Origin of the sequence: Nocardia paucivorans NBRC 100373 (genome assembly GCF_000308675.1) — a bacterium.
Lineage (GTDB): Bacteria > Actinomycetota > Actinomycetes > Mycobacteriales > Mycobacteriaceae > Nocardia > Nocardia paucivorans.
In genome coordinates this window covers 187,186-212,935 of record NZ_BAGE01000041.1, presented here as the reverse complement: position 1 = coordinate 212,935, position 25,750 = coordinate 187,186, and the positions used below count along the sequence as shown (strand labels likewise).

Annotated in this window: 21 protein-coding genes; 6 read left to right on the top strand and 15 right to left on the bottom strand. The window is 66.6% G+C overall.

Features of this window, described 5'->3' with window-relative positions; genetic code table 11:
• Nucleotides 1-9: 9 nt before the first annotated feature.
• Both ON32_RS12465 and ON32_RS12460 read left to right on the top strand, forming a co-directional pair.
• On the top strand, nucleotides 10-1,236 hold the full coding sequence (locus tag ON32_RS12465) for a cytochrome P450 family protein (protein ID WP_040791011.1): 1,227 nt from the start codon (nucleotides 10-12) through the stop codon (nucleotides 1,234-1,236).
• 299 nt (nucleotides 1,237-1,535) lie between these two features.
• Nucleotides 1,536-2,801 carry a cytochrome P450 gene (locus ON32_RS12460; RefSeq protein WP_245550995.1) on the top strand — a complete coding sequence of 422 codons (1,266 nt, stop codon included), beginning with the start codon at nucleotides 1,536-1,538 and terminating at the stop codon, nucleotides 2,799-2,801.
• A 54-nt stretch (nucleotides 2,802-2,855) separates the two neighbouring features.
• Here the strand turns inward: ON32_RS12460 and ON32_RS12455 are convergent, their stop codons facing one another.
• The 7 genes from ON32_RS12455 to ON32_RS12425 form a co-directional block, all read right to left on the bottom strand.
• Complete coding sequence (locus tag ON32_RS12455) at nucleotides 2,856-3,722, bottom strand: universal stress protein (protein WP_040791260.1); 867 nt, start codon at nucleotides 3,720-3,722, stop codon at nucleotides 2,856-2,858.
• A gap of 209 nt (nucleotides 3,723-3,931) precedes the next feature.
• On the bottom strand, nucleotides 3,932-5,029 hold the full coding sequence (locus ON32_RS28500; protein WP_157224180.1) for a DUF8176 domain-containing protein: 1,098 nt from the start codon (nucleotides 5,027-5,029) through the stop codon (nucleotides 3,932-3,934).
• A 195-nt stretch (nucleotides 5,030-5,224) separates the two neighbouring features.
• Nucleotides 5,225-5,980, bottom strand: coding sequence for a L,D-transpeptidase (locus ON32_RS12445; RefSeq protein ID WP_040791010.1), 756 nt, complete (start codon nucleotides 5,978-5,980; stop codon nucleotides 5,225-5,227).
• 103 nt (nucleotides 5,981-6,083) lie between these two features.
• Nucleotides 6,084-8,195 carry an amylo-alpha-1,6-glucosidase gene (locus tag ON32_RS12440; protein WP_040791258.1) on the bottom strand — a complete coding sequence of 704 codons (2,112 nt, stop codon included), beginning with the start codon at nucleotides 8,193-8,195 and terminating at the stop codon, nucleotides 6,084-6,086.
• The gene (locus tag ON32_RS12435; RefSeq protein ID WP_373284301.1) at nucleotides 8,192-9,361 is read right to left on the bottom strand and encodes a glycosyltransferase family 4 protein; all 1,170 of its coding nucleotides are present in this window, start codon (nucleotides 9,359-9,361) and stop codon (nucleotides 8,192-8,194) included. Before ON32_RS12435 ends, ON32_RS12440 begins: the two co-directional genes overlap by 4 nt.
• 280 nt (nucleotides 9,362-9,641) lie before the next feature.
• Entirely contained in the window at nucleotides 9,642-10,013 is a 372-nt protein-coding gene (locus ON32_RS12430; protein WP_157224179.1) for a hypothetical protein, read from the bottom strand.
• Between the two features lie 255 nt (nucleotides 10,014-10,268).
• Entirely contained in the window at nucleotides 10,269-10,931 is a 663-nt protein-coding gene (locus ON32_RS12425; protein WP_040791008.1) for a cyclodeaminase/cyclohydrolase family protein, read from the bottom strand.
• Nucleotides 10,932-11,055: 124 nt separating this feature from the next.
• Here ON32_RS12425 and ON32_RS12420 point away from each other — a divergent pair, with 124 nt between their 5' ends.
• On the top strand, nucleotides 11,056-12,096 hold the full coding sequence (locus ON32_RS12420; protein WP_040791256.1) for an LLM class F420-dependent oxidoreductase: 1,041 nt from the start codon (nucleotides 11,056-11,058) through the stop codon (nucleotides 12,094-12,096).
• A 114-nt stretch (nucleotides 12,097-12,210) separates the two neighbouring features.
• On the opposite strand, the gene ON32_RS12415 is transcribed toward ON32_RS12420, so the two are convergent.
• The 7 genes from ON32_RS12415 to mftR form a co-directional block, all read right to left on the bottom strand.
• Nucleotides 12,211-12,549 carry an STAS domain-containing protein gene (locus tag ON32_RS12415; RefSeq protein WP_051133166.1) on the bottom strand — a complete coding sequence of 113 codons (339 nt, stop codon included), beginning with the start codon at nucleotides 12,547-12,549 and terminating at the stop codon, nucleotides 12,211-12,213.
• An 819-nt stretch (nucleotides 12,550-13,368) separates the two neighbouring features.
• Nucleotides 13,369-15,675: a SpoIIE family protein phosphatase gene (locus tag ON32_RS12410; RefSeq protein ID WP_040791006.1), complete on the bottom strand. Its 2,307-nt coding sequence runs from the start codon at nucleotides 15,673-15,675 to the stop codon at nucleotides 13,369-13,371.
• A gap of 16 nt (nucleotides 15,676-15,691) precedes the next feature.
• On the bottom strand, nucleotides 15,692-16,321 hold the full coding sequence (locus tag ON32_RS12405; protein WP_040791005.1) for a SpoIIE family protein phosphatase: 630 nt from the start codon (nucleotides 16,319-16,321) through the stop codon (nucleotides 15,692-15,694).
• Complete coding sequence (locus ON32_RS12400) at nucleotides 16,314-16,712, bottom strand: anti-sigma regulatory factor (protein ID WP_040791255.1); 399 nt, start codon at nucleotides 16,710-16,712, stop codon at nucleotides 16,314-16,316. Before ON32_RS12400 ends, ON32_RS12405 begins: the two co-directional genes overlap by 8 nt.
• A 4-nt stretch (nucleotides 16,713-16,716) precedes the next feature.
• Complete coding sequence (locus tag ON32_RS12395; RefSeq protein WP_040791004.1) at nucleotides 16,717-17,106, bottom strand: STAS domain-containing protein; 390 nt, start codon at nucleotides 17,104-17,106, stop codon at nucleotides 16,717-16,719.
• Between the two features lie 13 nt (nucleotides 17,107-17,119).
• A complete protein-coding gene (locus ON32_RS12390) occupies nucleotides 17,120-18,022 on the bottom strand; it encodes an STAS domain-containing protein (RefSeq protein ID WP_040791003.1) in 903 nt (300 codons plus the stop codon).
• Between the two features lie 125 nt (nucleotides 18,023-18,147).
• The gene (gene mftR, locus ON32_RS12385; protein ID WP_040791002.1) at nucleotides 18,148-18,741 is read right to left on the bottom strand and encodes a mycofactocin system transcriptional regulator MftR; all 594 of its coding nucleotides are present in this window, start codon (nucleotides 18,739-18,741) and stop codon (nucleotides 18,148-18,150) included.
• A 98-nt stretch (nucleotides 18,742-18,839) separates the two neighbouring features.
• Here mftR and mftE point away from each other — a divergent pair, with 98 nt between their 5' ends.
• The 3 genes from mftE (at nucleotide 18,840) to ON32_RS12365 (ending at nucleotide 22,965) form a co-directional block, all read left to right on the top strand.
• Nucleotides 18,840-19,592: a mycofactocin biosynthesis peptidyl-dipeptidase MftE gene (gene mftE, locus ON32_RS12380; RefSeq protein WP_051133165.1), complete on the top strand. Its 753-nt coding sequence runs from the start codon at nucleotides 18,840-18,842 to the stop codon at nucleotides 19,590-19,592.
• Nucleotides 19,589-20,821: a pre-mycofactocin synthase MftD gene (gene mftD, locus ON32_RS12375; protein ID WP_040791001.1), complete on the top strand. Its 1,233-nt coding sequence runs from the start codon at nucleotides 19,589-19,591 to the stop codon at nucleotides 20,819-20,821. Before mftE ends, mftD begins: the two co-directional genes overlap by 4 nt.
• A gap of 467 nt (nucleotides 20,822-21,288) precedes the next feature.
• The gene (locus ON32_RS12365; protein WP_051133164.1) at nucleotides 21,289-22,965 is read left to right on the top strand and encodes a fumarate hydratase; all 1,677 of its coding nucleotides are present in this window, start codon (nucleotides 21,289-21,291) and stop codon (nucleotides 22,963-22,965) included.
• A 54-nt stretch (nucleotides 22,966-23,019) separates the two neighbouring features.
• Here the strand turns inward: ON32_RS12365 and rph are convergent, their stop codons facing one another.
• Entirely contained in the window at nucleotides 23,020-25,623 is a 2,604-nt protein-coding gene (gene rph, locus ON32_RS12360; RefSeq protein WP_040790998.1) for a rifamycin-inactivating phosphotransferase, read from the bottom strand.
• Nucleotides 25,624-25,750: the final 127 nt, after the last annotated feature.

The window sequence follows — 25,750 nt, the reverse complement described above, 5'->3', positions numbered from 1 at the left end:
GAGTTTTCGTTGGAACGCGAAACCCTCGTCCTGGATATGGCGGGCGCCGACCTACACGGGGAGACCGCCCGGTTACGCGCTCAGGGGCCTGCCGCCCTGGTGGAACTGCCCGGCGGGGTCCCGGCCTGGGCCGTCACCGACGCCGCCGTATTGAAGAGCCTGCTGGCCGATCCGCGGGTCTCCAAGGACCCCCGACAGCATTGGACGGCCTTCATCAACGGTGAGATCACCGAGGACTGGCCGTTGCTGCCGTGGATCGCGGTGGACAATATGTTCACCGCCTACGGGGCCGATCACCGTCGGCTGCGCAAACTGGTCTCGCCGGCGTTCACCCATCGGCGCACCCTGGCCCTGCGTCCCCGTATCGAAGCGCTCGTCACCGAATTGCTCGACCGGTTGGCGGACACACCTCCGGGACAGGTGGTGGACCTGCGTGAGGGGTACGCCTATCCGGTCCCCATCCAGGTCATCACCGAGTTGCTCGGTGTGCCGGACTCTCTGGCCCCTGGACTGCGCATCTGCGTCGACCGGTATTTCGACACCACCATCGGCCAAGAGGAGGCGCAGGCCAACTACGTCGAAATGTACGGTCTGGTCACCGAACTCGTCGCCTACCGCCGGGAGAATCCGGGAGACGATATCACCAGCGTGATGATCACGACCCGGGACGAGGACGGTTCGCAGTTGACCGAGAAGGAACTGGTGGACACGTTGATGCTGGTCATCAACGCGGGCCACGAGACCACGGTCAATCTGTTGGATCAGGCCATCGTTGCATTGCTCACCCATCCCGAACAGCGGGAGGCGGCTCTGGCCGGCACGGTGAGCTGGGCCGATGTGGTGGAGGAGACGCTACGGTACGAGGCGCCGGTCGCGCATCTGCCATTGCGTTATGCCGTGGACGATATCGAGATCGAGGGATTGCGTATCGCCAAGGGTGAGGCCATTCTCGCTTCGTACGCGGCGGCGAGCCGTGATCCGAAGGTGCATGGCGCCACCACCGATACCTTCGATCCGTCCCGGGCCGTCAAGGATCATGTTGCGTTCGGACACGGCGCGCATCACTGCATCGGCGCGCCGCTGGCGCGGCTGGAGGGAGAATTGGCGCTGCCCGCGTTGTTCCGGCGGTTCCCCCAGATGCGGTTGGCGGTGGAGCCGAGCGAGTTGGTGCCGGTTGTGAGTTTCGTATCGAACGGTCACCAGAAATTGCCCGTGTACCTGGGAGATATCCGGTAGCGCAGCCGGCGAACCGCGAGCGTCGGGTGCCCTGCCGAATTGGTGGGCGGAATCGTTGCCTCGGGTCGTGATATCGGCCCGAGCACGGCGATGCCGAGGCCGTTTCGGGCGGTGAAGTGCTGTCTCCACACCGATTTTCGAGGTTTGCCCTTCGAAAACTACGGTTAGTGGTAGAAGTGAGGGGCTTCCGCTCGGCTCTGTTCGCACGGTTTCCGGTGCGGTCGCCTGCTCGATGAGCACGCCGGACCGGTCTGTGTTTCGATTGCCGAGAATTCTCTCATCACCTGGAGTGACGTCACTTGACCACATCACAGCACAGCAACCAACCGCTGTCGGTGCCCGCGGGTGCCTCATTCATCCACGGGTCCCCCCTCGATGCCGACGGGCCGCGGATCCCCCTGTACACGGCGGAGTACGCCGCCGACCCGCATCGGGTGTATCGGGAGATGCGCAAGCAGTTCGGTGCGCTGGTGCCGGTGGAGTTGGCGCCGGGTGTTCCGGCCACCCTGGTGATCGGTTACCACACCGCGGTCCGCATTCTGAACGATCCGGAGCATTTTCCGGCGGATCCTCGGGTGTGGGAGAAGAACATCCCCGCCGATTGTCCGGTGCGGCCGATGATGGAATGGCGGCCCAACCCGATTCGCAGCGCGGGTGCCGCCCATACCCGCTACCGGACCGCCAATGTGTTCGCCCTGAACGGGGTCGATCTGCACGCCATGCACAGCACCGTCGAGCAGATCGCCATTCCGTTGATCAACACCTTCTGTGGGGACGGCCAGGCCGATCTGGTCTCCCAGTACGCGTTCCCGCTGGCATTCGCGGCGATCAATGCTCTGATCGGTTGTCCACCCGACCTGGGGCAGCAGGCCGCCACCGGTATGGCGGCCATTTTCGAGGGCATCAATGCGACCGAGGGCAATGCGCTGCTCACCGATGCGGTGCTCGAGCTGACCAGGCGCAAACGCGCCGAGCCGGGTGACGATGTCACCTCCCGGTTGATCCAACACCCCAACGGGTTGACCGATGAGGAGATGGTCCATCAGCTCATCACGATCTACGGGGCCGGGATCGAGCCGGTGCAGAACCTGATCATCAACACCTTGCTGCTGATGATGACCGATAGCCGGTTCGCCGCCAATATCCTCGACGGCAGCCTGGCCACCCGGGACGCCTTGGAGGAGGTGTTGTTCACCGACCCGCCGATGGCGAACTACTGCATCAGCTATCCGCGTCAGCCCATTTTCATCGATGGTGTCTGGCTACCCGCCCACCAGCCGGTGGTGATCAGCATGGCCGCGTGCAACAACGATCCGACGATCCGCGGCGCCGACTTCACCGACAACCGTTCGCACCTGGCGTGGGGGGTCGGGCCGCATGCCTGCCCCGCCCGTTCGGTCGCGCACCTGGCGGTGAAGGACGCCATCGATCAGCTGCTCGATGCGCTGCCGGAAATCGAGTTGGCCGTGCCGGCGGATCAGCTGGCGTGGCGTCCCGGACCGTGGCACCGTTCGTTGGTGGCCCTGCCGGTCGTCTTCCCGAAGTCGCCACCGTTGAACCTCTAGGTGGAGCCGTGGTATCGGAGGAAGGTGTGTCGGTTTCGTCGAGGTGGTCGGAGATCAGGTTGCCCCCCGGGCGATGATTACGGGGCGTTCGTAGGAGTGCAGGGTCGCCTGGCTCACCGCGCCCAGGGCCAGTCCGATGAAACCGCCGCGTCCACGGCTGCCGACCACGATGAGTTGGGCGTCGGTCTCGGCGGCGAGATCGAGAATGGCGCGGGCGGGTCGGTCTTCCCGAACGACGCGCCGGACCCGTAGGTCGGGATAGTCCCGGCAGTAACCGGCCAGGCTCTCCGAGAGCAGGCTCTCCGCCTCCTGCTGCAGCGCCTCCCGGGGCAGGTACCGGTAGAACTCCGACCAGGTGTGCACCGCGATGAGTTCGGTATTCCGATCGGCCGCCTGTTCGAAGGCGATCTCGACGGCCTGTGCGCTGTAACCGGAGCCGTCCACCCCGACGACCACCGGCCCTTCGGTGGGTGGATCCTCCGGAATGACCGCGACGGGACAGCGGGCGTGTCGGGCCAGAGAGCTACTGGCGGAGCCGAGCAGGCCGCGGCGTAGGGCCCCGAGCCCGCGGGTGCCGACGACCAGTAGCCGCGCCCGGGCGGACAGATCCCGCAGCAGCGGAATAGGGGCCTCGTCCGAGACCGAGATCTCGATCTCGATCTGTCGAATCGGTGCCGCGGCCTCGGTTGCGGCCACGCGGGCGTCGTCCACCGCGGCCTGTGCTGCCGCCCGATAGGTTTTCCCCTCGAGGGGCGTGTAGTCGAGGGTCGGCCCGATATCGACCGGTACGCCGATGGCATGCACGATATGCAGAGCAACGCCCCGCCGGGCCGCCACCTGCGCGGCCCACCGCACCGCGTACAGCGCGGATTCGGAGCCGTCGGTGCCGACCAGGACGGGTGCTGTGGTCGGTACGGGCATCGCTATCGCCGCCTTCCGGACACCGTCATCGTGAGTCGGATGGTCGGTTGATCCGATCTTCCTCGCCGATATCGTCCATGCCTCGAGTCTCCCTCGGTCGACGTCGGGTGACCAGGTGGCCGGCGGGTCTCGGTCGTGTCGATAGGGTTCCCGTTCGGTCACGGTCCGGGGTGGGGCGCAGCGGTTCGGCCGCCGGGCGGCCGAACCGGTCAGGGCATCGGGCCGATGGCGGTGATGAGGGTCCGGTTCCCGATCTGCATGGTGGTGACCAACTGGGGGTTGTAGCCGCGCGGCGGTGAGCCGGCGCGGTATTCGGTGATGACCACGGTGTATTGGCCGACGAAGGCGCCCGGGGTGATGGTGACGCAGTGTGTGGTCCCGGCGGGGATGGTGTCGATACCCCGTTGGATATCGGCCGCCGAGGGCACCGCGGCGTCGGGAGCCACCACGGCCCGGGCCTGTTCTCCGGAGCGGGCGACGTAATAACCGTGTTGGAAAGCGAGGATGGCCTCCGGGCCGGAGGCGTCGCCGCCCGGTCCGTTGCCGCGGACGGTGCTGCCGATCCGCTCCGACGGACAATCGCCGGATGCGGGGGTCGCTGCCGATATCGGGGTGGCGGTCGAGGCGGAGGGCACAGGCGGTGGGGCGTCGTCGAAGCCGATCACCACGAACTGTACGTAGGCGGCACCGGTCAGCGCCGCCATCCCGGCCGCGCCCAGGACGACCGTCGCCCAGCGCGTCCGGTCCGGCCGGCGAGGGGCGTCGGGCGGCGCGGTGGGTGTGGGTCGGATCGTTTCCAGCCGGCGGCGCAGTCTTTCCCGGGCGGTGGGAGCGGAGACCGGCTCTGAGGTGTCATCCGGTTCGGGTGGGTGGGGGGAGGTTTCCTCGGGGTAGGGATCCGGCGGTGTGCCCGTGGCGTCCGCCCGGGTGGGGGAGTCGGGGGCGTTGGCGGGATAGGCCACCGGATCGGTCCGACCGGCCACCCAGTCGGACCATTCGCCCTCGTAGTCCTGATATTCGCGCGGCGCGGGCAGTGCACCGGAGGGCGCGGGGTACTTCTCGTCGAGCGGGTAGGACGCCGCGGGGGGCCGAAATATCGGCAGTGGTTCGGTGACGAACATGTCCAAGGGGCTGAGCGAATACGAAACGGTCCGCGCCGGGGTGTCGGGTGCGGGCGTGTACGGCGTCGCAGGGGGATGGCCGAAGCCGTCCGGACGGGGGTGCGGCGATGTGCCGGGCGCGGAAGCCGCCGGTGGTTGCGATGTGGGGGCGGGGTAGCGGTCGGTGCCCGAAATCGGAATGGGCACCGTCGGATACGGATCGCCTCCCGGGTCGGAGAAAGAGTCCGGTCGGTCCATCACGCCTAGCCCTTCGTCGATTCCACTGCCGGAGTTCTTCCCCTGTTTCTATCCGATACCGGCCCGCCGCGCGATGGTATCTCCGGAGTACGCGATTGGTATAGCCGAAGGGGGCCGACAGCGCCCGAAAGGGAGAGCGGTGGATTACCAGTGCACGTGCACCGGGTCGCCGACGCCGACGTTCTCGTAGTACCAGGCGGCATCGTCGGGAGCGAGGTTGATGCAGCCGTGGCTGACATTGGAGTTGCCCTGTGCATCGACCGACCAGGGTGCCGAGTGGACGAACACCCCGCCCCAGGTGAGCCGTTCGGCCCATTCGCCTTCGATCAGATAGCCTTCCGGTGCATCCAGGGGGATGCCGATGGTTCGGGAGTCGAAGACGATGTAGCGGAACTTCTCCAGGATCGGGAAGGTGCCGACCGGGGTCTCCCATCCGGGTTTGCCCATGGATGCCGGCATTGTGCGCACCACCTGTCCGGCGATGCTGACGGTGAAGGTGTGGGTGGACATATCCGCATCGGCGACGACACCGGCATTGGTGTGGAACTCGGTCCGGCGCTCACCCACCATTACCGTGACGGTGCTGTCTGTGGGCAGGAAACCGGTCGGCGTCCAGGTGAGTTCTCGGGGGCCGTTCCAGGAGAAACGGCCGGGCAACGGTTTATCGGTGCCGATTCGCACCGTGTGCTCGACGCGGGGACGGTCGGTGACGTCCGCGAGAAACCGAATGATCACCGGGTGCGCGATACCGACCTCGGCGCCGTTTGTCGGGGACACCGCCGCCACGGGTGGCGCGGTGGCGGTTCGGTCGACCATCGCGGCGGTCGCGCCGCCGGAGCCGATAACCGTCGTGAGTACGACCGCGATCGCGAGAAACAGGTGCCGAGCGACCGTCTGCATGGGCGCCACCCCTTATGGACGATATGGTGGACAGACGTCCATATTAGGCGACCATGATCAACTGGACCACACGAGCGGATTTCCTCTGGGTCTCGTCTCGGCACTACTCCGTGATCAGCTGCCAGTCCTGCGGCAATCCGTGTACGTGCATGGCCGTGCCCTCGGCGTGGATACTGACCGTCGCCGGTCCCAGCCGCAGATCGGTGAGGACCAGTTTGCCCCATTCCCGCGGTAGCTGCGGGGTTACCCGCAGCGTGCGATGCGGGACGCAGGGGTCGAGGCCCAGAAACGATCGCACCAGCAGCAGTGGCGCCGCGCTGGCCCAGGCCTGCGGGGAACAGGAGGTGGGGTAGGGCACCGGTGAGCGGAACTCGGTGCGTCCGAAACCGCAGAACAGTTCCGGCAACCGGCCGCCGAATTCACTTGCCGCGTCGAGCAGGCCGGTGGCGAGCCGTTCGGCGAGTTCGCTCGCGCCCGGGATATGCCGATAGCGCAGTAGCCCGGCCACGGCGATGGCGGTATCGTGTGGCCACACCGAACCGTTGTGGTAACTCATCGGGTTGTAGGCACCCATGGTGGAGGCCAGAGTGCGCAGCCCGAAACCGCAGTCCATGCTGGGGTCGGCGAGTCGCTGCACCAGCTCGGCGGCCCGTTCGTCGGAGACGATACCCGTCCACAGACATTGGGCGGCATTACTGGTCAGCGAATCGACCTGGTTCTTCTGGCCATCCAGCGCAATCGCGTACCAGCCGTTCTTCTCCACCCAGAACGCCTCGTCGAACCGGGCTTTCAGATCCTCGGCCCGCTCCCGCAACCGGGCGGCGCCTTCGATATCGCCGAAGTGGTCGGCGAGCTGGGCGCGTGCCATCCGCGCCGCGTAGACATAGCCCTGGACCTCGCACAAGGCGATGGGCGGTTCGGCCAAATGCCCGGCGGCGTCGTTGATGGCGTCGAAACTGTCCTTCCAGCCCTGGTTGGCGAGTCCACGGTCGGTTTTGCGTCGGTATTCGACGAAACCGTCGCCATCGGCGTCGCCGTATTCGTCGATCCAGGCCAAAGCCGCGTCGGCGGCGGGAAGCAGTTCCCGGATGATCTTCTCGTCGGCGCCCCACCGCCAGCATTCGGACAGCAGCATCACGAACAATGGTGTGGCGTCGACCGATCCGTAGTACACATTGCCGCCGAGCACCTGATCGCTGGCCGGGCCGTGCCGCATCTCGTGCATGATGCGGCCCGGTTCCTCTTCGGTGATCGGATTGACCTTCGTGCCCTGCAGCGTCGCCAATCGGCGCAGGGTGCCGACCGCCAGGGCGGAGTCGAGCGGCAGCGCCATCCACGAGGTGAGCAGGCTGTCCCGCCCGAAGAGGGTCATGAACCAGGGGGCGCCGGCGGCCACATAGGCCGGGGCGCCGTCCTCGCGACCATCGATGCGTAATGCACCCAGGTCGCTTTCGGTGCGTTGCAGGACATCTCCGAGATTGGGATCGCCGGCGGTGAGGTCCGTCGCCGTGGCGCGCCAGGCCTTGATCCGGCTGATCGGGCTGTCCTCGTCGTCGCCGAACGCCATCTGCACCCGCCGGTGCGACAGCACCGGCTGGGCCACGATCTCGGTATGCCATTGGCCGCGTGCCGGCACGACCACCTGCCAGTTCACGCTGCCCGGCAACATGACCGGCCCGCCCGTGGCGCTGATGGTCAGGCCACGGCCGGGCTCGTTGCGATCGGTGAGCAGTAGTTCGCCGTCCACGGCGACGGCTTCGGCGCTACCGCCGTGGTTACGGCCTTCCTTGACCGCGAACAGATCCGCGAAATCGGCGTCCACGAACAGGGTGATGGTCATCGCGGTGTCCTCGTGCCCCAGATTGCGCACGGTGATGGACTCTTTGAGCCCATCACCGATGAGGCGTCGGCGGACCACCAGGACCGTACTGTCCGCTATCCCCTTACGTGGGGGTTTGCGCATGACGAACCGAGCCTTGAATGCCTCGGGGGTGAGGACGGTCAGCTGCTCGGCGTGCTGACCGTCCAACCGCAACTCCCACCGCGAGAGCACGCGGGCGTCCCGGAAGAACAGTCCCTGCGATGTTCCGGAGTGGATATCACCGAGATGGTCGGACAGGCAGAACGTGCTCGCCTCGACCAAGGTGACGGTCCCGCCGCCACCGTTGATGGCGGCGGGCTGGCCGGAGTTCAACACTCGCGGCGGTTCGCTCATGCTCGGCTCCATAACGAGGTCGTGCCGGCCTCGGCTCGCATACCGAGTAGTCCGTTGTGACGCAGGCCGGTCGCGGTCGGTGTCTGTGCCCGGGCGTGGGCTTCGTCCCACGCATCGAGTATGCGATAGTAGGCCGCTTCGTAGCCGGCGCCCAGCTGATCGACCCCGAAATAGTCCTCGACCCGACGCCGGCAGGCATGCGGATCGAGTTCACTCGCTCGGGCGATGGCCGCGGGCAGTTCGGACGGATCATCGCAGATGATGCCGGTGACGCCGTCCTCGATCACCTCTTCGACCGCGCCGCCGCGCAGGGCCACCACCGGCGTCCCGCACGCCATCGCCTCGATCATCACGATGCCGAACGGCTCCTCCCACCGGATCGGGAACAGCAGGCACCGCGCGGAGGCCAGCAGTTCTCGTTTGGCCACCGCATCGGCTTCACCGAAGACGGTGTCGCTGTCGGTGAGCAGTGGCTCGATTTCCTGTGCGAAGAACGCCTTCTCCGGTGGTTCGTTGCATTTACCCGCCAGAATGAGTGGCACACCGGCTTCGTGCGCGGCGCGCAAGGCCAGCTGCGGTCCCTTGTACGGCGCATAGCGACCGAGGAACAGCGCGTAGTCCTTCTTCTCGGTGCGGAAGGGCCACTCGCTGGGGCGGAGTGCATTGTGCACCCGAGCGATCCAGTTGAAACCCGGTGCCAGTTCCCGCTGTCGGTCGCTGATTGCGATGAGCCGGGTGTGTTCGTCCAGGGCTCCGTAGTATTCCCACATGTCGTTGTCGACCGGGCCGTGTACGGTTACGGCCGTGGGGATACCGAGCGCTTCGTAGGCGGGGGCGTTGAGCGGTCCGGCGAAGGTGTGGTCGTGAATGATGTCGATATGCCGTGACCGGGCCAGTTTCTCCACGATTCGCCGCACCTTGAGGGCGTTGACCACCTCGGGGAACGGATCGCCGAGCCGTTCGGCCTGGGTCTGCTCCCACACAGGAACGAATTCCGCTGCGGTGCCCGGCTTTCCGGCGCCCAACAGGGTCACGCGGTGCCCGCGGGCGACCAGGGTGTCGGCGAGTTCGGCCACCACGGCCTCGACACCGCCGTAACCGGCGGGGGGAACGTCGAAGTAGGGCGGGGCCACCAGCACGATATTGAGCGGGTGGTTACGACCGATTCCGCCGAGCCGGGCATGCCTGGCCTTCCGCGCGGAAATATTCGATTCGATCGACTCCTGCGTGAAAATGGTACTCAACTTTTCCTCCTCTACTGGTGGCCATACGGCACGCCGAAATCGCCGCCCGGCCAAGGGTGGAGCTGATAAGAACCATTCGGTGAAGCGATGGATCAGATTCGATGAAGCGGCGGTCCGGTGGTACCGGCCGCCCGGCACCGGAATATCCGGCACGTGGGTGAAGAAAGCTGCGGCGCAAACAGATGACGCGCCGAAGACGAAATCAATCGGCGGTGGGATCGGGAAGGCCTGGGGAAATGGCGAAACCCGGTCTTTCGGTTGCGGTCAGGATCGACACGGCCCGTCTGCGGACCTGGCATTCCGCGGAACAGTAGCGATGGATGTCGTGGGCGCGATAAGCCTGTCCGAGGGTCAGTATTCCGGGATCGGCGGAACAATCCGCGATATTGGAAAAGACCTTTCGCTCGGAAGTGGTATCGCTCGCCCGGTCGTCGCTCTGCGCCCGGAAGGGTCCACCCTGCGGGGAGAGTGTTGCCGCCGGTGTGTCGTCCTCCCCCGTCCCGGCGACGGGCGCCTCGTGGATCAGTCCATCCGGCTCGAGCATGTCCGGCACCGATGTATACCCGATCCTCACCGTTACCTCCTGCACTTGTAGAGCTGGGGCAAACAGCTCCGGCCGACGGTACTGCACTCGGCCGGTACAGCGGGTGACGCATCTAGCTGGTAACTCGTCTTTCTCGATGGAACTGGTCGTGTCGAACGATGCGAAATGTTCGGTTGGGAAGACCGGGACCCAGTCTACGCCGGATTTTCGGTTGTCCGGGTCTTCGGTAATCCATCCGATCACGGTCCGGCAATTGAGTTTTCGATGGAGTAATCCGACCGTAACTCAATCGCCGCGTACCGCATGCAATACATCCGTGTGGAGGGCATCGGCCCGTGCGCTTATTTGTTCGATTCGGCCCAGAGTGGAGAGGAACTCGGAACCGTGCTCTTCGGGCAGGGACGCGAGGTTGATCTCGATATTGAGCCGAGAACTGGTGGCCGCGGCCCGGGCCGCGTCGGCGGCGGCTCCGATATCGGTGACCACATTGGGATTTCCGATCGGCAACAGTTCGGTGGCGAGGGTGAGTACTTCGTCCGCCTCGTCGACGACGGCGGCCGGGACGCGGGCGGCCTCGAGCAATGCCGCCGTGATCGCCGCCGAGCGCTGTTCGGCCTGCGCCTCGGTGTCCTTGGGCAGGCGGTAGGCCGCGCCGACGGCGGTGAACGCGGCGGCGTCCGCGTCGGCCAGGGCCAGGGCCCGCTCTCGCGAGGCATCGGCGGCCTCGATGATGCGATCGACGACCTCTCGGTGCTCGGCGTCCTTGGCGCGTGTGGTGTAGCGGGCGACCATGGCGACCAGAGCCGCCGCCTGGGCCGCGTGCAGGGCAGCAACCGCGCCGCCACCGGGGGCGGGGACCTTTGCCGCGAGTTCGCCCAGGTAATCTCCGAGCGGCCTGCTACCGAACGCGGGGGACGTTTGCTGCGGCGGCGCGGTGGGCTGCGACACGGTCTGGCCTTTCTCTATTTCGTTGGCTATGTATTAGCCCCAAAAGGGCTCCGAATTCAACCTACCTGTTCCGGGCGCGTAGCCGGTGTAAGGCCGCCTGGTCGCCGCGGTTATGTTGATCGCTATGCGTATCGGTTTGGGTCTCAACTATTCGGGCGGGTTCACCGAGGCGGCGGCCGAAGTGGCCGACCTCGAACGCGCCGGGCTGGACATCGTGTTCGTGCCCGAGGCGTACTCGTTCGACGCGGTGAGCGCATTGGGTTATCTCGCCGCCAAGACCACCCGCCTGCAGTTGGCCTCCGGCATCATGCAGCTCTACACCCGCACCCCCAGCCTGACCGCCATGACCGCGGCCGGTCTGGACTTCGTCTCCGATGGTCGCTTCGTCCTCGGTCTGGGCGCCTCCGGGCCCCAGGTGATCGAGGGCTTCCACGGGGTGCCCTACGACGCGCCGATCGGCCGGACCCGGGAGGTCGTGGAGATCTGCCGGGCGGTGTGGCGGCGGGAGCGGCTGGAGTACCAGGGCAAGTACTACCGGATCCCCTTGCCCGAGGGAGAGGGCACCGGCCTGGGCAAACCGCTGAAGTTGATCAACCATCCGGTTCGGGAGCGGATCCCGGTGTTGCTCGCCGCGCTCGGACCCAAGAACGTCCAACTGGCCGCCGAGATCGCCGAGGGCTGGCAGCCGATCTTCTTCCTGCCGGAGAAGGCGGAACAGGTCTGGGGTGATTCGCTGCGCGCCGGGCAGGAACGACGTGACCCGGCCCTGGGCCCGCTGGACGTGTACGCCGGGCCGGCACTGGCCATCGGCGAGAACGTGACCCCGCTGCTGGAGTTCGTGAAGCCCATGCTGGCGCTGTACATCGGTGGGATGGGCGCCAAGGGGAAGAACTTCTACCACGCATTGGCCACCAAGTACGGCTACGGCGCGGAAGCCGACCGTATTCAGGAGCTGTATCTGGCGGGGAAGAAGGATGAAGCGGCCAAGGTCGTCCCGGACGATCTGGTTCGCGATATCTCGCTGGTGGGGCCGGAGAACTTCGTCAAGGAGCGGATCGCCGCCTTTGCGGAGGCGGGTGTCACGGTACTGAACGTTGCGCCCTTGGCCGCTACCCCCGTCGAGCGGGTGAAGCTGATCGAGCGGCTGCGTACGCTCTGCGACTGACCGGGGAAGGGCCCGCGGCGGTGACCGGCACCTCGTCTCGGGGCCGCCGAGGTGCCGGCCCCGAGACGTCGGATGGCGGCGTGGTGACCGGGTGGTCCCGGATTCGGTCCTCCGTCAGTTGCCTCGGAAACTACCGAGGGCTTCGTCCAGGGTGCGGTACAGCGCGAAGACCTTGTCCAGGCTCGTCATCTTGAGCTGGCGGCTGGTCGCCGGGCCGTCGGCGACCACGGCGATCTTCGTCGCCTCGCCCGCTCGCTGATGCGCGCCGACCAGCGCGGCCATACCCGCCGAGGCGAGGAAGTTGACCGCGGACAGGTCGATGATGAGTCCGGCGGGCTCCGCGCCGAGCGCCGCGTCGATAGCGGTCTCCAGGGCCGGGGCCGTCGCGAGGTCGACCTCCCCACTCACCGTGAGCACGGTCGTGCCGTCATGGTCCGAGACGGATGTGGTCATTGTGTCCGTGAGGGGATACGCGTCTCCGGATGTGTTCGTCACCCCTCAACAACACACAAAATATGGGGAGATTGCAAGGCGGGGGTTGTTCGTGCAACTCGCGCTGCGCTCGAAACCTTCCTCGGCGTCCACGGGCTCCCCGAAGCCGGTGAAAGCGCGGTCGGGTATCGGTGATCACCACCCGTACTCGGCCATCGGTGGGCAGGAACTCCGAGGCGGCGGCATTGTCGAACACCGATACCCTCGACCCCACCTCGATACCACCACCGAACGAGTCATCGTCGCCTTTCTGCCGAAAACCGTCGGGTTGGTGTGGGGCTGGGAACCGGCGCGCCGGGAACACATCGCTTCTTCGCCGGCGCCCACCTCCTGCACTACGACCGGTCCACCGACACCTGTCTGCCGATGCGCATCCATCCCTCACAGCCGACCACCGCGCCACGACCGGCCGCGTCGACCTCACCCGGCATCCGTCGACCTCGACCACGATGAACTCATCTGCAACGATCACGACGAACAACGATCACGACGAATTCTTCGCCCACCCACAGCGGACCGACCGCCTCTTCCCGATCCGTGAAGTCCTCATCCCTGCCGGAAACATCGTCGACCGTCGCGCTTTCGGTGTGGTCGGCCGGCGCGGCCGTTATGAACCGAGCCGTACGGAGACACGACGAACACCCCGGAAACCCTTGGTACCAGCACACCCATCACCGCAGGTCACTGCTTCGGATAGCTGTTGGGACGGGATGATCGAGATCGAAAACGCCGGCCGCGACAACGCTGGTTCGGACCGCTGCGCACATCCGACCCGAATCATTACTGGGATGCACTCCGCCGTGACGTCCCCCGCAGCGCATTGGCCACCGGGAAGGTGATCGACGGCAAGGTCACCGACATGCGCACCCGGGTACCGGTATCGCTGTGATCGATCTCCAGCTCCTCGGTGAGTGCACGCATCATATCGATGCCCCGCCCCCGGGGCCCCGGGTCGGCGGCACGTGGTTTCCAGGTGCCGTGGTCGATGACCTGGATGACAACGGTCTCGGTATCGCATTCCGCGGTGAGTGTCACCCGGCCGTCGTCGGCGCCGCGATAGGCGTGCTCGATACTGTTGCTGCACGCCTCGTTGGTGGCCGAGACCAGATCTCCGGCCAGGTCGTGCGGCACCGCGGCGGCGGTCAGCCAGGCCATGAGCGTCCGCCGCAGCGCGGCCAATTGTTCTGCTCGTGCGGGCAGATCCAGCCGGAGCGGGGCAGGCGGTTGCCGGTAGACCACCATGGCGACATCGTCGTCGTATCCGCCTGCCGGACGCAGTTCCGACAGCACGGCGTCGGCGACCTCCCGCGGTAGTCGTTCCGGAGTCTCGGCCAGTACCGCGGCGATCTTGGCGAAACCGTCGTCGATGTCCTCGCCGCGTCGCTCCACCAGTCCATCGGTGAACAGCACCAGGGTGGAGCCGGGCGGCAGGGGAGTGGTGGCCTCGGGTCGGCGGGGGACGTCGAAGGTCGCCAGCGGAACCGACCGGCCACCTTCCAGGATCCGTCCGGTGGACCGCACATCGGCCAGGATGGGCGGCATATGACCGGCGTTGCTGTATCGCACCAGGCCACGGACCGGGTCGAGGACCGCCGCGCATACCGTGGTGCACACCGCACCGGGAATCCGGGCCGCCACCGGGTCCAACTCGGTGAGCAACTGGGCCGGGCCCGCCCCGCGCAACAACAGAGCTCGGGCGGCGGTGCGTAATTGGCCCATGACAACCGCGGCGGACAGACCACGGCCGACGCAGTCGCCCACCACCACGCCGATGGTCCCGTCCGGTAGCGGCACCACGTCGTACCAGTCGCCGCCGATTTCCAGCGGTGGCAACGCGGGTTCGTAGTGCACCGAGAACCGCGGCGGTAGGTCGATCGGCCCGAGCATGGCCCGTTGCAGGGTGAGTGAGGTCGACCGGGCCTGATCGAAATGCCGGGCCCGCTGCACGGCCAGGCTCAGATGCCCGATGAGCAGGGAGAACAGTGTCCAGTCGGCGGCATCGACGACCCGCGGCGCGGAGAAGCGCAACCACAGCGCGGCATCGCCGGCCTCACCGAGCGGGGCCACGATACCCTCCGCGAGTTCTGCGCCCTCGGGTATCGCGATGAGAGTCCGCCCCGGTCGCAACCGGGCTCGGTCCAGCAGGGCCTGGGTGGGCGGATCGAGAATGGATCCGGCGGTGCCGGTGGCCACCGTTTCGCTGTCCACCGCCGCGCCGGAGACATAGACCTCGGGTTCGGTGTGCCGGCCGCTCCACACCGAGACCACCGCGGTCTCGGCGCCGACCGTGCGACGCAACTCGTCCAGGCCGACCTCCAGTACCTCGGCCACACTGGTGGCCGAAGCGACCGCGGTGGCCAACCGGGACGCCGCCTGATCGCGGGCCTGCGCATCGTGTTCGGCGGTGACATCGCGCACGGTGCCGACGAAGATCTGTTCGACCCCGTCCGGTTTGACCAGGGCGCTGGTGCTCACCCCGAGCCAGCGTTGCCGGCCGTCCCTATGGCGGATGGGCAGGACGAACCGCAGCGCCTCGGTCCCCAGATCGGGGTAGCGCGGGCCGGCGGGGATCGACCACGGATGCGGTAGCGCGTAGGGGACCCCGGAGGCACCGTAGCCGGTTATCTCCCCGAACGCGGTATTGACCTCGACGATGGTGCCGCGGCCGTCGGCGACGAAGAAGCCGTCCTGAAGGGATTCCACGAGCGCGGTGCGGAATGCGTCACGGCCGGCGAGGTCGTCGGCGCGGGAACGCTGCTGCTCGTAGCGGCGGGTGCCGTCGAGATAACCGCGGGTGGCGACGTCCAGGGTGATGAGGGTCTGTAGCAGGAATTCGAGGGCGTTCTCCTCGATGCCGTTGTCGGATTCGGAGGCCGCGCGTTCGACGCGGGCCTTCGCCTCCTCGGCCTGTGCCTGTTTGACGACCCGGAAGTGGTGCTCGGTGAGATCGAGCAGGCTGATCCCCTCGACCAGCGCCCGCCGGCCCAGGTCGTGGCCCTCGGCGAGCCCGTCGAGCCCGGGCGAGGCCAGATAACGACGTAGCGCGTCGGCGTAGTCGTCGAGGAAGGCGGCGAGCACGGCGCTCATCGCATACCGTCCGTATTCACGGTGTTCCGTTCGCGGTGCCCCGAACCCGGGCAGCGAGTACGAGGGCGTCGTCGGTGTCCTTGGCGTTGCGATCCAGCAGATCCATGGTGATATCCGCGGTCGACCTGGACAGATCCACCCCCTCACCCGGATCGGTGACCACCCCGTCGGTGGACATCAGCAACAGATCACCCGGTCGTATCGGAATGGTCTGGGGGTGGAGATTGGCGGGGAGTCGATACCCGACGATTCCGCCGTTCAGCAGCGCGGTGGCCCGCACCCTCGGTCCGGTCGGCCCCGCGGTCAGCACCTGGGATTCCACATTGCCGACGCCGAGCCACTGGGCTTCCTCGGCTCCGAACAGCGCCAGTGAGACCGCGGCGCCTCGGGTATCGGCCATGGCGCGGTGACACAACACCATCAGCTCGTCCAGGGGTGCGGTGCGGTTGCGGTCCAGCACCCGGGTGGCGCGATCGACCGCGGCGGCCGCGGCGGCGCCGTGCCCCAGTCCGTCCAGCACCGCGAACAACACGGTTCCGCGGCCGGTGTCGAAGACCGCGCAGCGATCACCGGATACGTCCTGTCCCGGTAGTGCCCGGCCCGCCATCGCCCATTCGACCCGGCCGATGAACCCGTCCTCATGCACTGTCGGGTACCCACTTCCACATTTCCACCAACGTGCCGTGCCCGGGGGCGGAGTCGACGGTCAGGCCGTCCATCAGTCGTTTGGCGCCGGGGAGGCCGAGACCCAGGCCCAATCCGGTCGAATATCCGTCCTCCATGGCGCGAGCCACATCGATGATGCCGGGTCCCTGGTCCTGGGCCTGTACCACCAGGGCCCGGCGTCCGTCGCGTTCGTCCACCAACAACCTGACCTCGCCGCTACCGGCGTAACTGGTGATGTTGCGCGCCACCTCGGAAATGGCGGTGGAGATCATGGTGCGGTCGGTGAGCGAGAAACCGAGCTTCTCCGCCAGCTCCCGCCCGGCCTGCCGTGCGGTCACGATGTCGTTCGACATCTTCACCGCGATCACCATGTTCTCAACGGCCACTGTCACGACCGTCCCGTTGGTGGCGGGCGGGGACTTTGCGGTTCAACCAGGCGAGTCCCTCCTCGAGGTCCAATGCGGTGTGCATGTCCTCGAAGGTGAGCCCGAGCTGAACCATGGCGAAGGCGACCTCCGGCTGCAGGCCGACGATGACGGTTTCCGCGCCGCGCAGCTGGGTCATATGGGCAATGGTGCGCAGTGATCTGGCGGCGAAGGAATCCATCACATCGATGGCGGTCACATCGACGATGATGCCTTGCGCGCGATACTTGCTGACCTGTTTCATCAGGTCGTCCTGTAATCGCTCGGTATCGGCATCGGTCAGTGCGGACTGCACCGACGCGATCAGATATGTGCCCTGTTTGAGGATGGGTACCGGCATGTTTCGAGCCCGGTTACCGATTGTCGCGTTCGCCGCGTTCGGTCACTCTCGAGACCTCGTAGCCGAGTAGGCGCTCCGCTTCCTCGATCCCGCCCTGCAGGTCACCGACCGCGTTCATCTTGGACAGGTCCAGACCGATGGTCACCAGGGTGAGCGCGATCTCGGAGGACAGACCGGTCATGATGACGCTGGCGCCCATGAGTCCGGACGCGTCGACGGTCTGCACCAGGTGGTTGGCCACGGTGGAGTCGATGGCCGGCACACCGGTTATATCGATGACGACCACCTTGGCCCGATTGTCCCGAATGGCGCGCAGCAGTTGTTCGGTGAGTTGGCGCGCCCGTTGGCTGTCGAGCACCCCGATAATGGGCAGAATCAGCAGTTGTTCCCGGACCTGCAGCACCGGGGTGGACAGTTCCCGGATGGCCTCCTGCTGCTGCCGGATAATGCGTTCGCGCTCCTGCACGAAGGAGACACCCACGGTGTTGGCGATCCGGTTGGCCGCCGGTTCGTAGGCGTCGAGTACCGCATTGAGCAGTTCGAAGTTGGTCTGATACTTCTCGAACAGCGACCGTGCCAGGACATCGCGCAGCAGCAGCACCATGCCGAGTACCTCGTCGGTTTCGACGCCCCGCGGAATGATGCGCTCGGACAGATCGCGCGCATAGGCCTGTAGCGCCTCGACGCTACCGGTCTGCAATACCTCGACGTAGTTGTCGTAGATCGACGTCGCCTCGGAGAAGACCTCCTCCGGGGTCATCGCGGTGAGCAGACGGGCGTCGGTGATGCGCCTGGCCCATTCCTCGCGGAGGGCGGTGCGGTTCTGGCGCAGATGCTCGACCAGCTGTGGGAGCAGATTGTCGACAGGTTCCGCGGCCAATGAGTCCGCCGAAAGGCTCATGGACACCTCGGACATAGAACTTGTGCCCCTTCCGGACGGTCGGTGGTTCGTCGTATTCGGCGGCATGCCGATACCGAGCCTAGTCATACCCCACCGCCATCGTCGGCGAAACCTTCGGGGGGTATTCCCCGACCAGGGGTTCATCGGGCCGGCGCGAAGCCGCGCTCGAGGGCGGCCAGGGCCTGGTCGAGATAGACGGTCAGATCGGCGTCGGCGCGGGTCAGCCAGGCGTCGAAAGCGGCGCGGGCGGCGGCCAGGGTGGTGCGGCCGACGGCCATGGGGATCAGGCCGTCGGCGGGTTCGCTCAGCCGAGAGGCGGCGAAATCGGAGACGGCGCGTTCCCAGGCGTCGTAGTGCGGGCCGGCGGTGGCGGCCAAGGCCGGGACCGTGGTGATCAACCGCATCCGGGTGCGCAGTTCGGGCACGTCCTCGGCGCGGTAACGGTTGGCGTTCACCACCACGCGCCGGACCGCGGCCATCAGGGGTTCGTCGTCGGGAACGGTGGCGAAGGCCGCCCGTAGGGCGGCGACCTCATGATCGAACGAGTACCACAGCACCTCGGCCTTACCGGTGAAATAGCGGAAGAACGTGCGTCCGCTGATTCCCGCGGCGGCGGCTATCTGTTCGACGGTGGTCTGATCGAAGCCCTGTTCGCTGAACAACCGCATGGCGATGAGCTCGAGTTCGCGTTGAGTGGTGCCGCGCGGGCGTCCGCGCGTGCTCTGTGCCGTCACGGCTGTCGATTATCGGTCCTTCGCGGTTCGGTGGCGGCTTCGGCGCATATCGCCGCCGATCTATTGATTATGTCAGTCACTGACGTTAATCTCGGCGCATGTTGGTGTCGGATCTCACATGGCCGGAGGCGGGTGAATACGCCGTGGCTGCGGACACACTGCTGGCGGTGCCGGTGGGGTCGACCGAGCAGCACGGTCCACACCTACCGCTGTCCACCGATACCGATCTCGCCGTCGCGCTGTGTGCGGGCCTGGCCGAGCGGCGACCCGGGGTACTGGTCGCCCCGGCGATCCCCTACGGCTCGAGCGGGGAACACGCCGGTTTTCCCGGCACCCTGTCCATCGGTCGGCGCGCGCTGGAACTGCTGATCGTGGAACTGTGTCGCTCGGCCACCGATACCTTCGAGCGGATCCTGCTCGTCAACGGCCACGGCGGGAATCTGGAACCGCTGCACCGGGCCGTCGGACTGCTGCGCTCGGAATCCCGGGACGTGCGCCTGTACACCCCCCGCTACGACGGCGACCCGCACGCCGGTCGCTCCGAAACCGCCCTGCAACTGGCACTGTCACCCGAGCGGGTGCGCCTCGAGCGCGCCGAGGCGGGCGAGCGGCGTCCGCTGGCGCAGATCCTGCCGATACTGCGCGAAGGGGGAGTGCGGGCGGTGAGTGCCAATGGTGTTCTCGGTGACCCGACCGGTGCCGACGCCGCCGAGGGTGCGGTCCTGCTCGACCGACTGATCCACGATCTGGCCGATACGGCCCGGAGTTGGTGGCCACTGCTGCCGCATGCCGAGACCTCGGAGCCTCGGCCCGCGCCGCCGTCGGCGCCATCAGATAAGGAGCGAATATGAACCCGTGGTTCGAAACCGTTGCCGAGGCACGTCGGCGGGCCGAGAAACGGTTGCCGAAATCGGTCTACGGCGCCCTCGTCGCCGGCTCCGAGCGCGGCCAGACCATCGACGACAACCAGGCGGCGTTCACCGAACTCGGTTTCGCACCGCACGTCGCCGGACCGATCGGCGAACGAGATCAGTCCACCACCGTGATGGGGCAGCCGATCTCGATGCCGGTGCTCATCTCACCCACCGGGGTCCAGGCCGTTCATCCCGACGGCGAGGTGGCGGTGGCCCGGGCCGCCGCGGCCCGCGGCACCGTGATGGGGCTGTCGTCGTTCGCGAGCAAACCGGTCGAAGAGGTGGTGGCGGCCAATCCGGCCACCTTCTTCCAGCTCTACTGGTGTGGCGGCAAGGACGAGATCGCCGCTCGAATGGCACGGGCGCGGCGGGCGGGTGCCAAGGGACTGATCCTCACCCTGGACTGGTCGTTCTCGCACGGCCGTGACTGGGGTAGTCCGGTCATCCCCGAGCGACTGAACCTGCGCACCATGATGAGTTTCGCGCCGCAGGTGGTGGTCAAACCTCGCTGGTTGGCCCGCTATCTGCGGGCGGGGACGCTGCCCGATCTGACCGTGCCGAACATGACGCTCGGCGATACCCCCGCGCCGGCCTTCTTCGGCGCCTACGGTGAGTGGATGGGTACCCCGCCCCCGGATTGGGACGATGTGCGCTGGGTGTGCGAACAGTGGGACGGGCCGGTGATGCTCAAGGGTGTGATGCGCGTCGACGATGCCCTGCGGGCCGTCGATGCCGGGGTGGCGGCGATATCGGTGTCCAACCACGGCGGTAACAACCTGGATGGCACTCCCGCCTCGATTCGCGCCCTACCGGTGATCGCCGATGCGGTGGGCGATCAGGTGGAGGTCCTGCTCGACGGAGGTGTCCGGCGCGGCAGCGATGTGGTCAAGGCGGTGGCGCTCGGCGCCCGCGCGGTCATGATCGGCCGCGCCTACCTGTGGGGTCTGGCGGCCAATGGTCAGGCCGGGGTGGAGAACGTCCTGGACATCCTGCGCGGTGGTATCGATTCCGCGCTGCTCGGGCTGCGCAAGACCCGGGTCGCCGATCTGAACCGCGACGACATCGTGATACCGGACGGTTTCGAGCGGGCGCTGGGCGTTCCGGCGGACGCGGACCTCCCGATCCGCTCCGCGACGGGGAAGATCACCGAGATCGCGGCGAGCTGAGCCCGGCCGTGTATTCGGACGTGTGAGGTATCGGCACGGCGAGACCGAGCGGGCCGGATCGCCGATGGAGCTGCCGATACCGGACGGCCCGCCGAGGGGCGCCCCTTCCCGTCCCCCGGTGACCTCGGTGGGAGCGGGTGACCTCGGGGTGCCGCCACCGCGAATTCGGTTCGACCGGATGGTCCGCCCATTGCGGCCCCGTTCGTCCGTACCGCGGCGTCGTCGTATCGATCGGTGCCGTCACGAGGATGGTCGGGGGTATCGAGTATCGCGGTCGGATATCCGGTCGCCGCAGACCGATACGCGTGGCGGTCGATCGCCGGTGGCGAATATGCTTCGGTCACCGTGAATGTGGGTGGATTTCGTATCGGGTCGTGCCGAAAGGATGGCCTGACCGTGGGTTCGTGTCGGTCGGTCGCTAGGCTCACTGTGCCAGACCCGCTGCCCACCGCGAAGGAGTGCGATCGGTGACCGCGCCGGAATTCCGCTATTCAGACCTGCTCCCGATCGGTGCCGACGACACCCTGTACCGGCTGATCACCACCGAGGGCGTCAGCACCTTCGAACACGGCGGCCGGACGTTCATGCAGGTCGACCCCGAGGTGCTGCGGCTGCTCACCGCCGAGGCGATGCACGACATCAGCCACTACCTGCGGCCCGCGCATCTGGCCCAGTTGCGCCGCATCATCGACGATCCGGAGGCCAGCGGCAACGACCGCTTCGTCGCGCTGGACCTGCTGAAGAATGTCAATATCTCCGCCGGCGGTGTGCTGCCCATGTGCCAGGACACCGGTACCGCGATCGTCATGGGCAAGAAGTCCGAGGGCGTGCTCACCGGTGCGGACGACGCCGAATGGATCAGCCGCGGTGTCTTCGACGCCTATACCAAACTGAATCTGCGCTATTCCCAACTCGCCCCGCTGACCATGTGGGACGAGAAGAACACCGGTTCCAATCTGCCCGCTCAGGTCGAGTTGTATTCCACCCCGGGCGATCCCGCGCATCCGTCGTACAAGTTCCTGTTCATGGCCAAGGGCGGCGGTTCGGCGAACAAATCGTTCCTGTACCAGGAGACCAAGGCCATCCTGAACCCGACGCGGATGCTGGAGTTCCTGGACGAGAAGATCCGCTCGCTGGGCACCGCGGCCTGCCCGCCGTACCACCTCGCCGTGGTGATCGGCGGTACCAGCGCCGAATTCGCGTTGAAGACCGCGAAATACGCCTCCGCCCACTATCTGGACAATCTGCCCACCGAGGGGTCGATGGCCGGGCACGCCTTCCGCGATATCGCGCTCGAGGAGGAAGTGTTCAAGCTGACCCAGTCGTTCGGTATCGGCGCCCAGTTCGGCGGCAAGTACTTCTGCCACGACGTGCGGGTGATCCGACTGCCCCGCCACGGCGCGAGCTGCCCGGTGGCACTGGCGGTTTCCTGCTCCGCCGACCGTCAGGCCCTGGCCAAGATCACCCCCGAGGGCGTGTTCCTGGAACAACTGGAATACGAGCCCGCGCAGTACCTTCCGGAACAGACCGACGAGATCCTCGGCGGCGATGTTGTGCACATCGATCTGAACCGGCCCATGTCCGAGATTCGCGCCGAACTGTCGAAATACCCGGTCAAGACCCGGCTTTCGCTATCCGGCCCGCTGGTGGTGGCCCGCGATATCGCGCATGCGAAGATCAAGGAACGGCTCGACGCCGGCGAGGAGATGCCACAGTACATGCGGGATATGGCCGTGTACTATGCCGGGCCGGCCAAAACCCCCGACGGTTACGCCTCCGGTTCGTTCGGACCCACCACCGCGGGCCGGATGGACTCCTATGTCGATCAGTTCCAGGCCGCGGGTGGTTCGTATGTGATGCTGGCCAAGGGCAACCGCTCGGCGCAGGTCACCCGGGCCTGTAAGGAGCACGGCGGGTTCTACCTCGGTTCGATCGGTGGTCCGGCCGCCCGACTCGCGCTGGACTGCATCAAATCGGTGGAGGTGCTCGAATACCCCGAACTGGGGATGGAAGCCGTCTGGAAGATCGAGGTGGAGGATTTCCCCGCCTTCATCGTGGTGGACGACAAGGGCAACGACTTCTTCGCCGATACCCAGAAGCCGATCGCGCTGCGGGTGCGGACCCGGTCCAAGGAGCGGGTCTAGCGCCCCGCGGCCGGGTCCGGTCCCGGCCGCGGTGGGCGGGTTCAGCGACTCTCCTCACTCCAGGATCTCGACGTATCCGTCCGTGCCGTGCACTCGGATCCGCTGTCCGTCGCGGATTCGTCGGGTAGCGTGCTCCACGCCCACAACGGCCGGTAGCCCGTATTCCCGGGCGATGACCGCACCGTGGGTCATCAGCCCGCCCACCTCCGTGACCAGGCCCTCGATCGCGACGAACAGCGGAGTCCAGCTCGGATCGGTATAGGCGGTGACCAGGATGTCGCCCGCCGTGAGTTCGGCCTGTCCGATATCCGATACGACACGGGCCCGCCCTTCGACGATCCCCGTGGACACCGGTATTCCGACCAGGGCCGTGGCCGGTAGATCCGTGCGCCGGTACGACCCGGTGATCGCCTCGCCGTCCGAGGTGAGCACCCGGGGCGGGGTGAGCGCTCGATACGAGCGGAAGGCGGCCTTCCGTTCATCGATGAGCGGGTAGGACACGTGGTGGGTGCGGAAGACCTCGTACAGCTCGTCGAACGTCAGGTAGAAGATGTCTTCTTCCCGGCGCAGCGCGCCCGCGCGCACGAGGCGTTCGGCTTCCCGCAACAGGGCCTGTTTGTAGACGAAGTAGCGGCCGACCATATGGTATTTCGGATACTCCCGGTAGCCGGAGAAGGCGCGGACACGGTCGATCATCCGGGCGGTCTCCTCGGCTTTCCGTTCCCCGTCCGGAAGGTTGCGCAGCCGCTCGAGCAGCTCGTGTTTCTTGTTCTCGGCTTCGCGCAGGCCGTCCGCGAAACGTCGTGCGCCGGCGCCCGGTTCGAAGTTGTCGATATCGACGAGCAGTGCCGGTATCAGCGCGGCGGGGTGTTCGCTCCACCGTGGTCGCGTGATATCGATCTCGCCGACACACCGCATACCGTATGTGTCGAGATAGGCGTCGATGGCGGCTCGGGCCTCCCGTCCGCCCGGCAGGTGCACCAGTTCGTCCAGGAAATCCCTGCCCTCGGCCCCCGTGCGTTCGATCTCGCGCAGAAAGGCCACGACCTGCGGGTGCGGTCGGATCGTATCGGCGACGTCCAATAGGGCCAATCCCATCTCGGATGTGACATTGTGTGGCACCGATCGGGTGAGGACATCGGCCGGGTTCTTCTCACCCAACCAGGTCCGAAGTCGGTCGTTGAGCCATTGGGCGGCCTCCATCCCCGCCATGAGTACCTGGTGACCGCGGGGACCGAACAGGATGTGCCGCAGCTCCTGGATATCGGACCGGATGAAGTCGAGCAGCTCCGGTCCGGATCTGGTCGTGATATCGCGTTTCAGGGCCTCGAGGGAAGTGCGGCCGTGGGCGATCAGTTCGGGCACGACGGCCGGATCGGGCGCATCCGAGGCGGTGGTATCGGTCGGTGGGCCGGCAGGGAGCTCGTCCGCGCTCGGTCGGATGAAGCCGTCCCGTTCGAGTACGGTGCGCAGCGCGTCTCCGATGAGTGGATCGGATTCACCGAGAGCCCGGACGAGGCCTTCGCGGCTCGCCGGCGAGGCCAGATGTGGGGTGACGTCGACGAACAACCGCCCACCGGCGTGGCGCATGGGCGCAGGGCTGGTCAGTTGCCATACCGAGATGCCCAGCGGCTTCATGGGGTCGGTCATCATCTGCTGGTGTCCGACGGAGACGTAGACGCGGTTGCCGTCGTCGTCGGTTTCCGGAATCGGGAAGAGCGTGGTGATCGGCCGGCTCTGCACGATGTGGAATTCGTCGCCGTCCGAGCACCATTCGATGTCCTGGGGGACACCGAAGTGCGCCTCGATGCTCCGACCGATCCGCTCGAGGCGTACGAGCTGCGCATCACTCAGCACCGGCCGATCCCGCAGGTCGGGCTCGATCTCCTGGATGTGGGTGCCGCCCTCCGGCGCGATCCGGATGGCGATCTTCTTGGTGGCGATCGTCCGATCGACGACGACACCGTCGCGCACCTTGTACACATCCGGGTTCACCAGACCGGAAACCAGGGCTTCGCCGAGACCGAATCCGGCGTCCACGGACACGATCCTCCGGTCGGAGGTGACCGGGTCGGCGGTGAACAGGATCCCGGATGCCTGCGGAAACACCATCCGCTGCACCACCACCGCCATATCGACCTTGCGGTGGTCGAAGCCGTTGCGCAGCCGGTAGGTGACGGCCCGGTCGGTGAACAGCGAGGCCCAGCATCGGCCGATGTGTCGGAGAATCGCCTCCGGTCCGGCGATGTTCACATAGGTGTCCTGCTGCCCGGCGAAGGAGGCGGTCGGCAGATCCTCGGCCGTCGCACTGGATCGCACGGCGTAGGCCTCATGGGCGCCGAAACGGGTGAGCGAGCCGAGGATATCGCCCGCCATATCGTCGGGAACGGTGACTTCCGCTATCGCCTGCCGGATCTGCGAGCTCAGCGTCCGGATCAACTCGTGGTCGTCCGGTTCGAGGCGGGACAGTCGGTCGAGTCGTTCATCGATCGACGGCACCTCGGCCACGATCCGCCGAAAGGCCGCTGTCGTCACACAGAACCCGTCCGGCACCCGGATCCCGTCGATCCGGGACAGCTCGCCGAGGTTCGCGCCCTTGCCGCCGACCTCCGGGACCCGGGTCCGGTCGATCTCGTCGAAATTCAGAACGTACGCCATTCCACCGCTCCTGACCTGTATGTTTCCGCGTCAGTGGGCGATTATGGGCGATAAATCGCAGCCTCATGAGGGCAGCGGATCAGGTATAACGTAAAAGGGGGATGAGGAATTCGGGTCCGGTCTCGCG

Coding starts and splice junctions, on each gene's coding strand:
- ON32_RS12455 (WP_040791260.1), bottom strand. CDS start 3,722: ATGCCCGTACCGACCACAGCACCCGTCCTGGTCGGCACCGACGGCTCC.
- ON32_RS12445 (WP_040791010.1), bottom strand. CDS start 5,980: ATGCAGACGGTCGCTCGGCACCTGTTTCTCGCGATCGCGGTCGTACTC.
- ON32_RS12440 (WP_040791258.1), bottom strand. CDS start 8,195: ATGAGCGAACCGCCGCGAGTGTTGAACTCCGGCCAGCCCGCCGCCATC.
- ON32_RS12420 (WP_040791256.1), top strand. CDS start 11,056: ATGCGTATCGGTTTGGGTCTCAACTATTCGGGCGGGTTCACCGAGGCG.
- ON32_RS12415 (WP_051133166.1), bottom strand. CDS start 12,549: ATGACCACATCCGTCTCGGACCATGACGGCACGACCGTGCTCACGGTG.
- ON32_RS12410 (WP_040791006.1), bottom strand. CDS start 15,675: ATGAGCGCCGTGCTCGCCGCCTTCCTCGACGACTACGCCGACGCGCTA.
- ON32_RS12400 (WP_040791255.1), bottom strand. CDS start 16,712: ATGGTGATCGCGGTGAAGATGTCGAACGACATCGTGACCGCACGGCAG.
- ON32_RS12395 (WP_040791004.1), bottom strand. CDS start 17,106: ATGCCGGTACCCATCCTCAAACAGGGCACATATCTGATCGCGTCGGTG.
- ON32_RS12390 (WP_040791003.1), bottom strand. CDS start 18,022: ATGTCCGAGGTGTCCATGAGCCTTTCGGCGGACTCATTGGCCGCGGAA.
- mftE (WP_051133165.1), top strand. CDS start 18,840: ATGTTGGTGTCGGATCTCACATGGCCGGAGGCGGGTGAATACGCCGTG.
- mftD (WP_040791001.1), top strand. CDS start 19,589: ATGAACCCGTGGTTCGAAACCGTTGCCGAGGCACGTCGGCGGGCCGAG.
- rph (WP_040790998.1), bottom strand. CDS start 25,623: ATGGCGTACGTTCTGAATTTCGACGAGATCGACCGGACCCGGGTCCCG.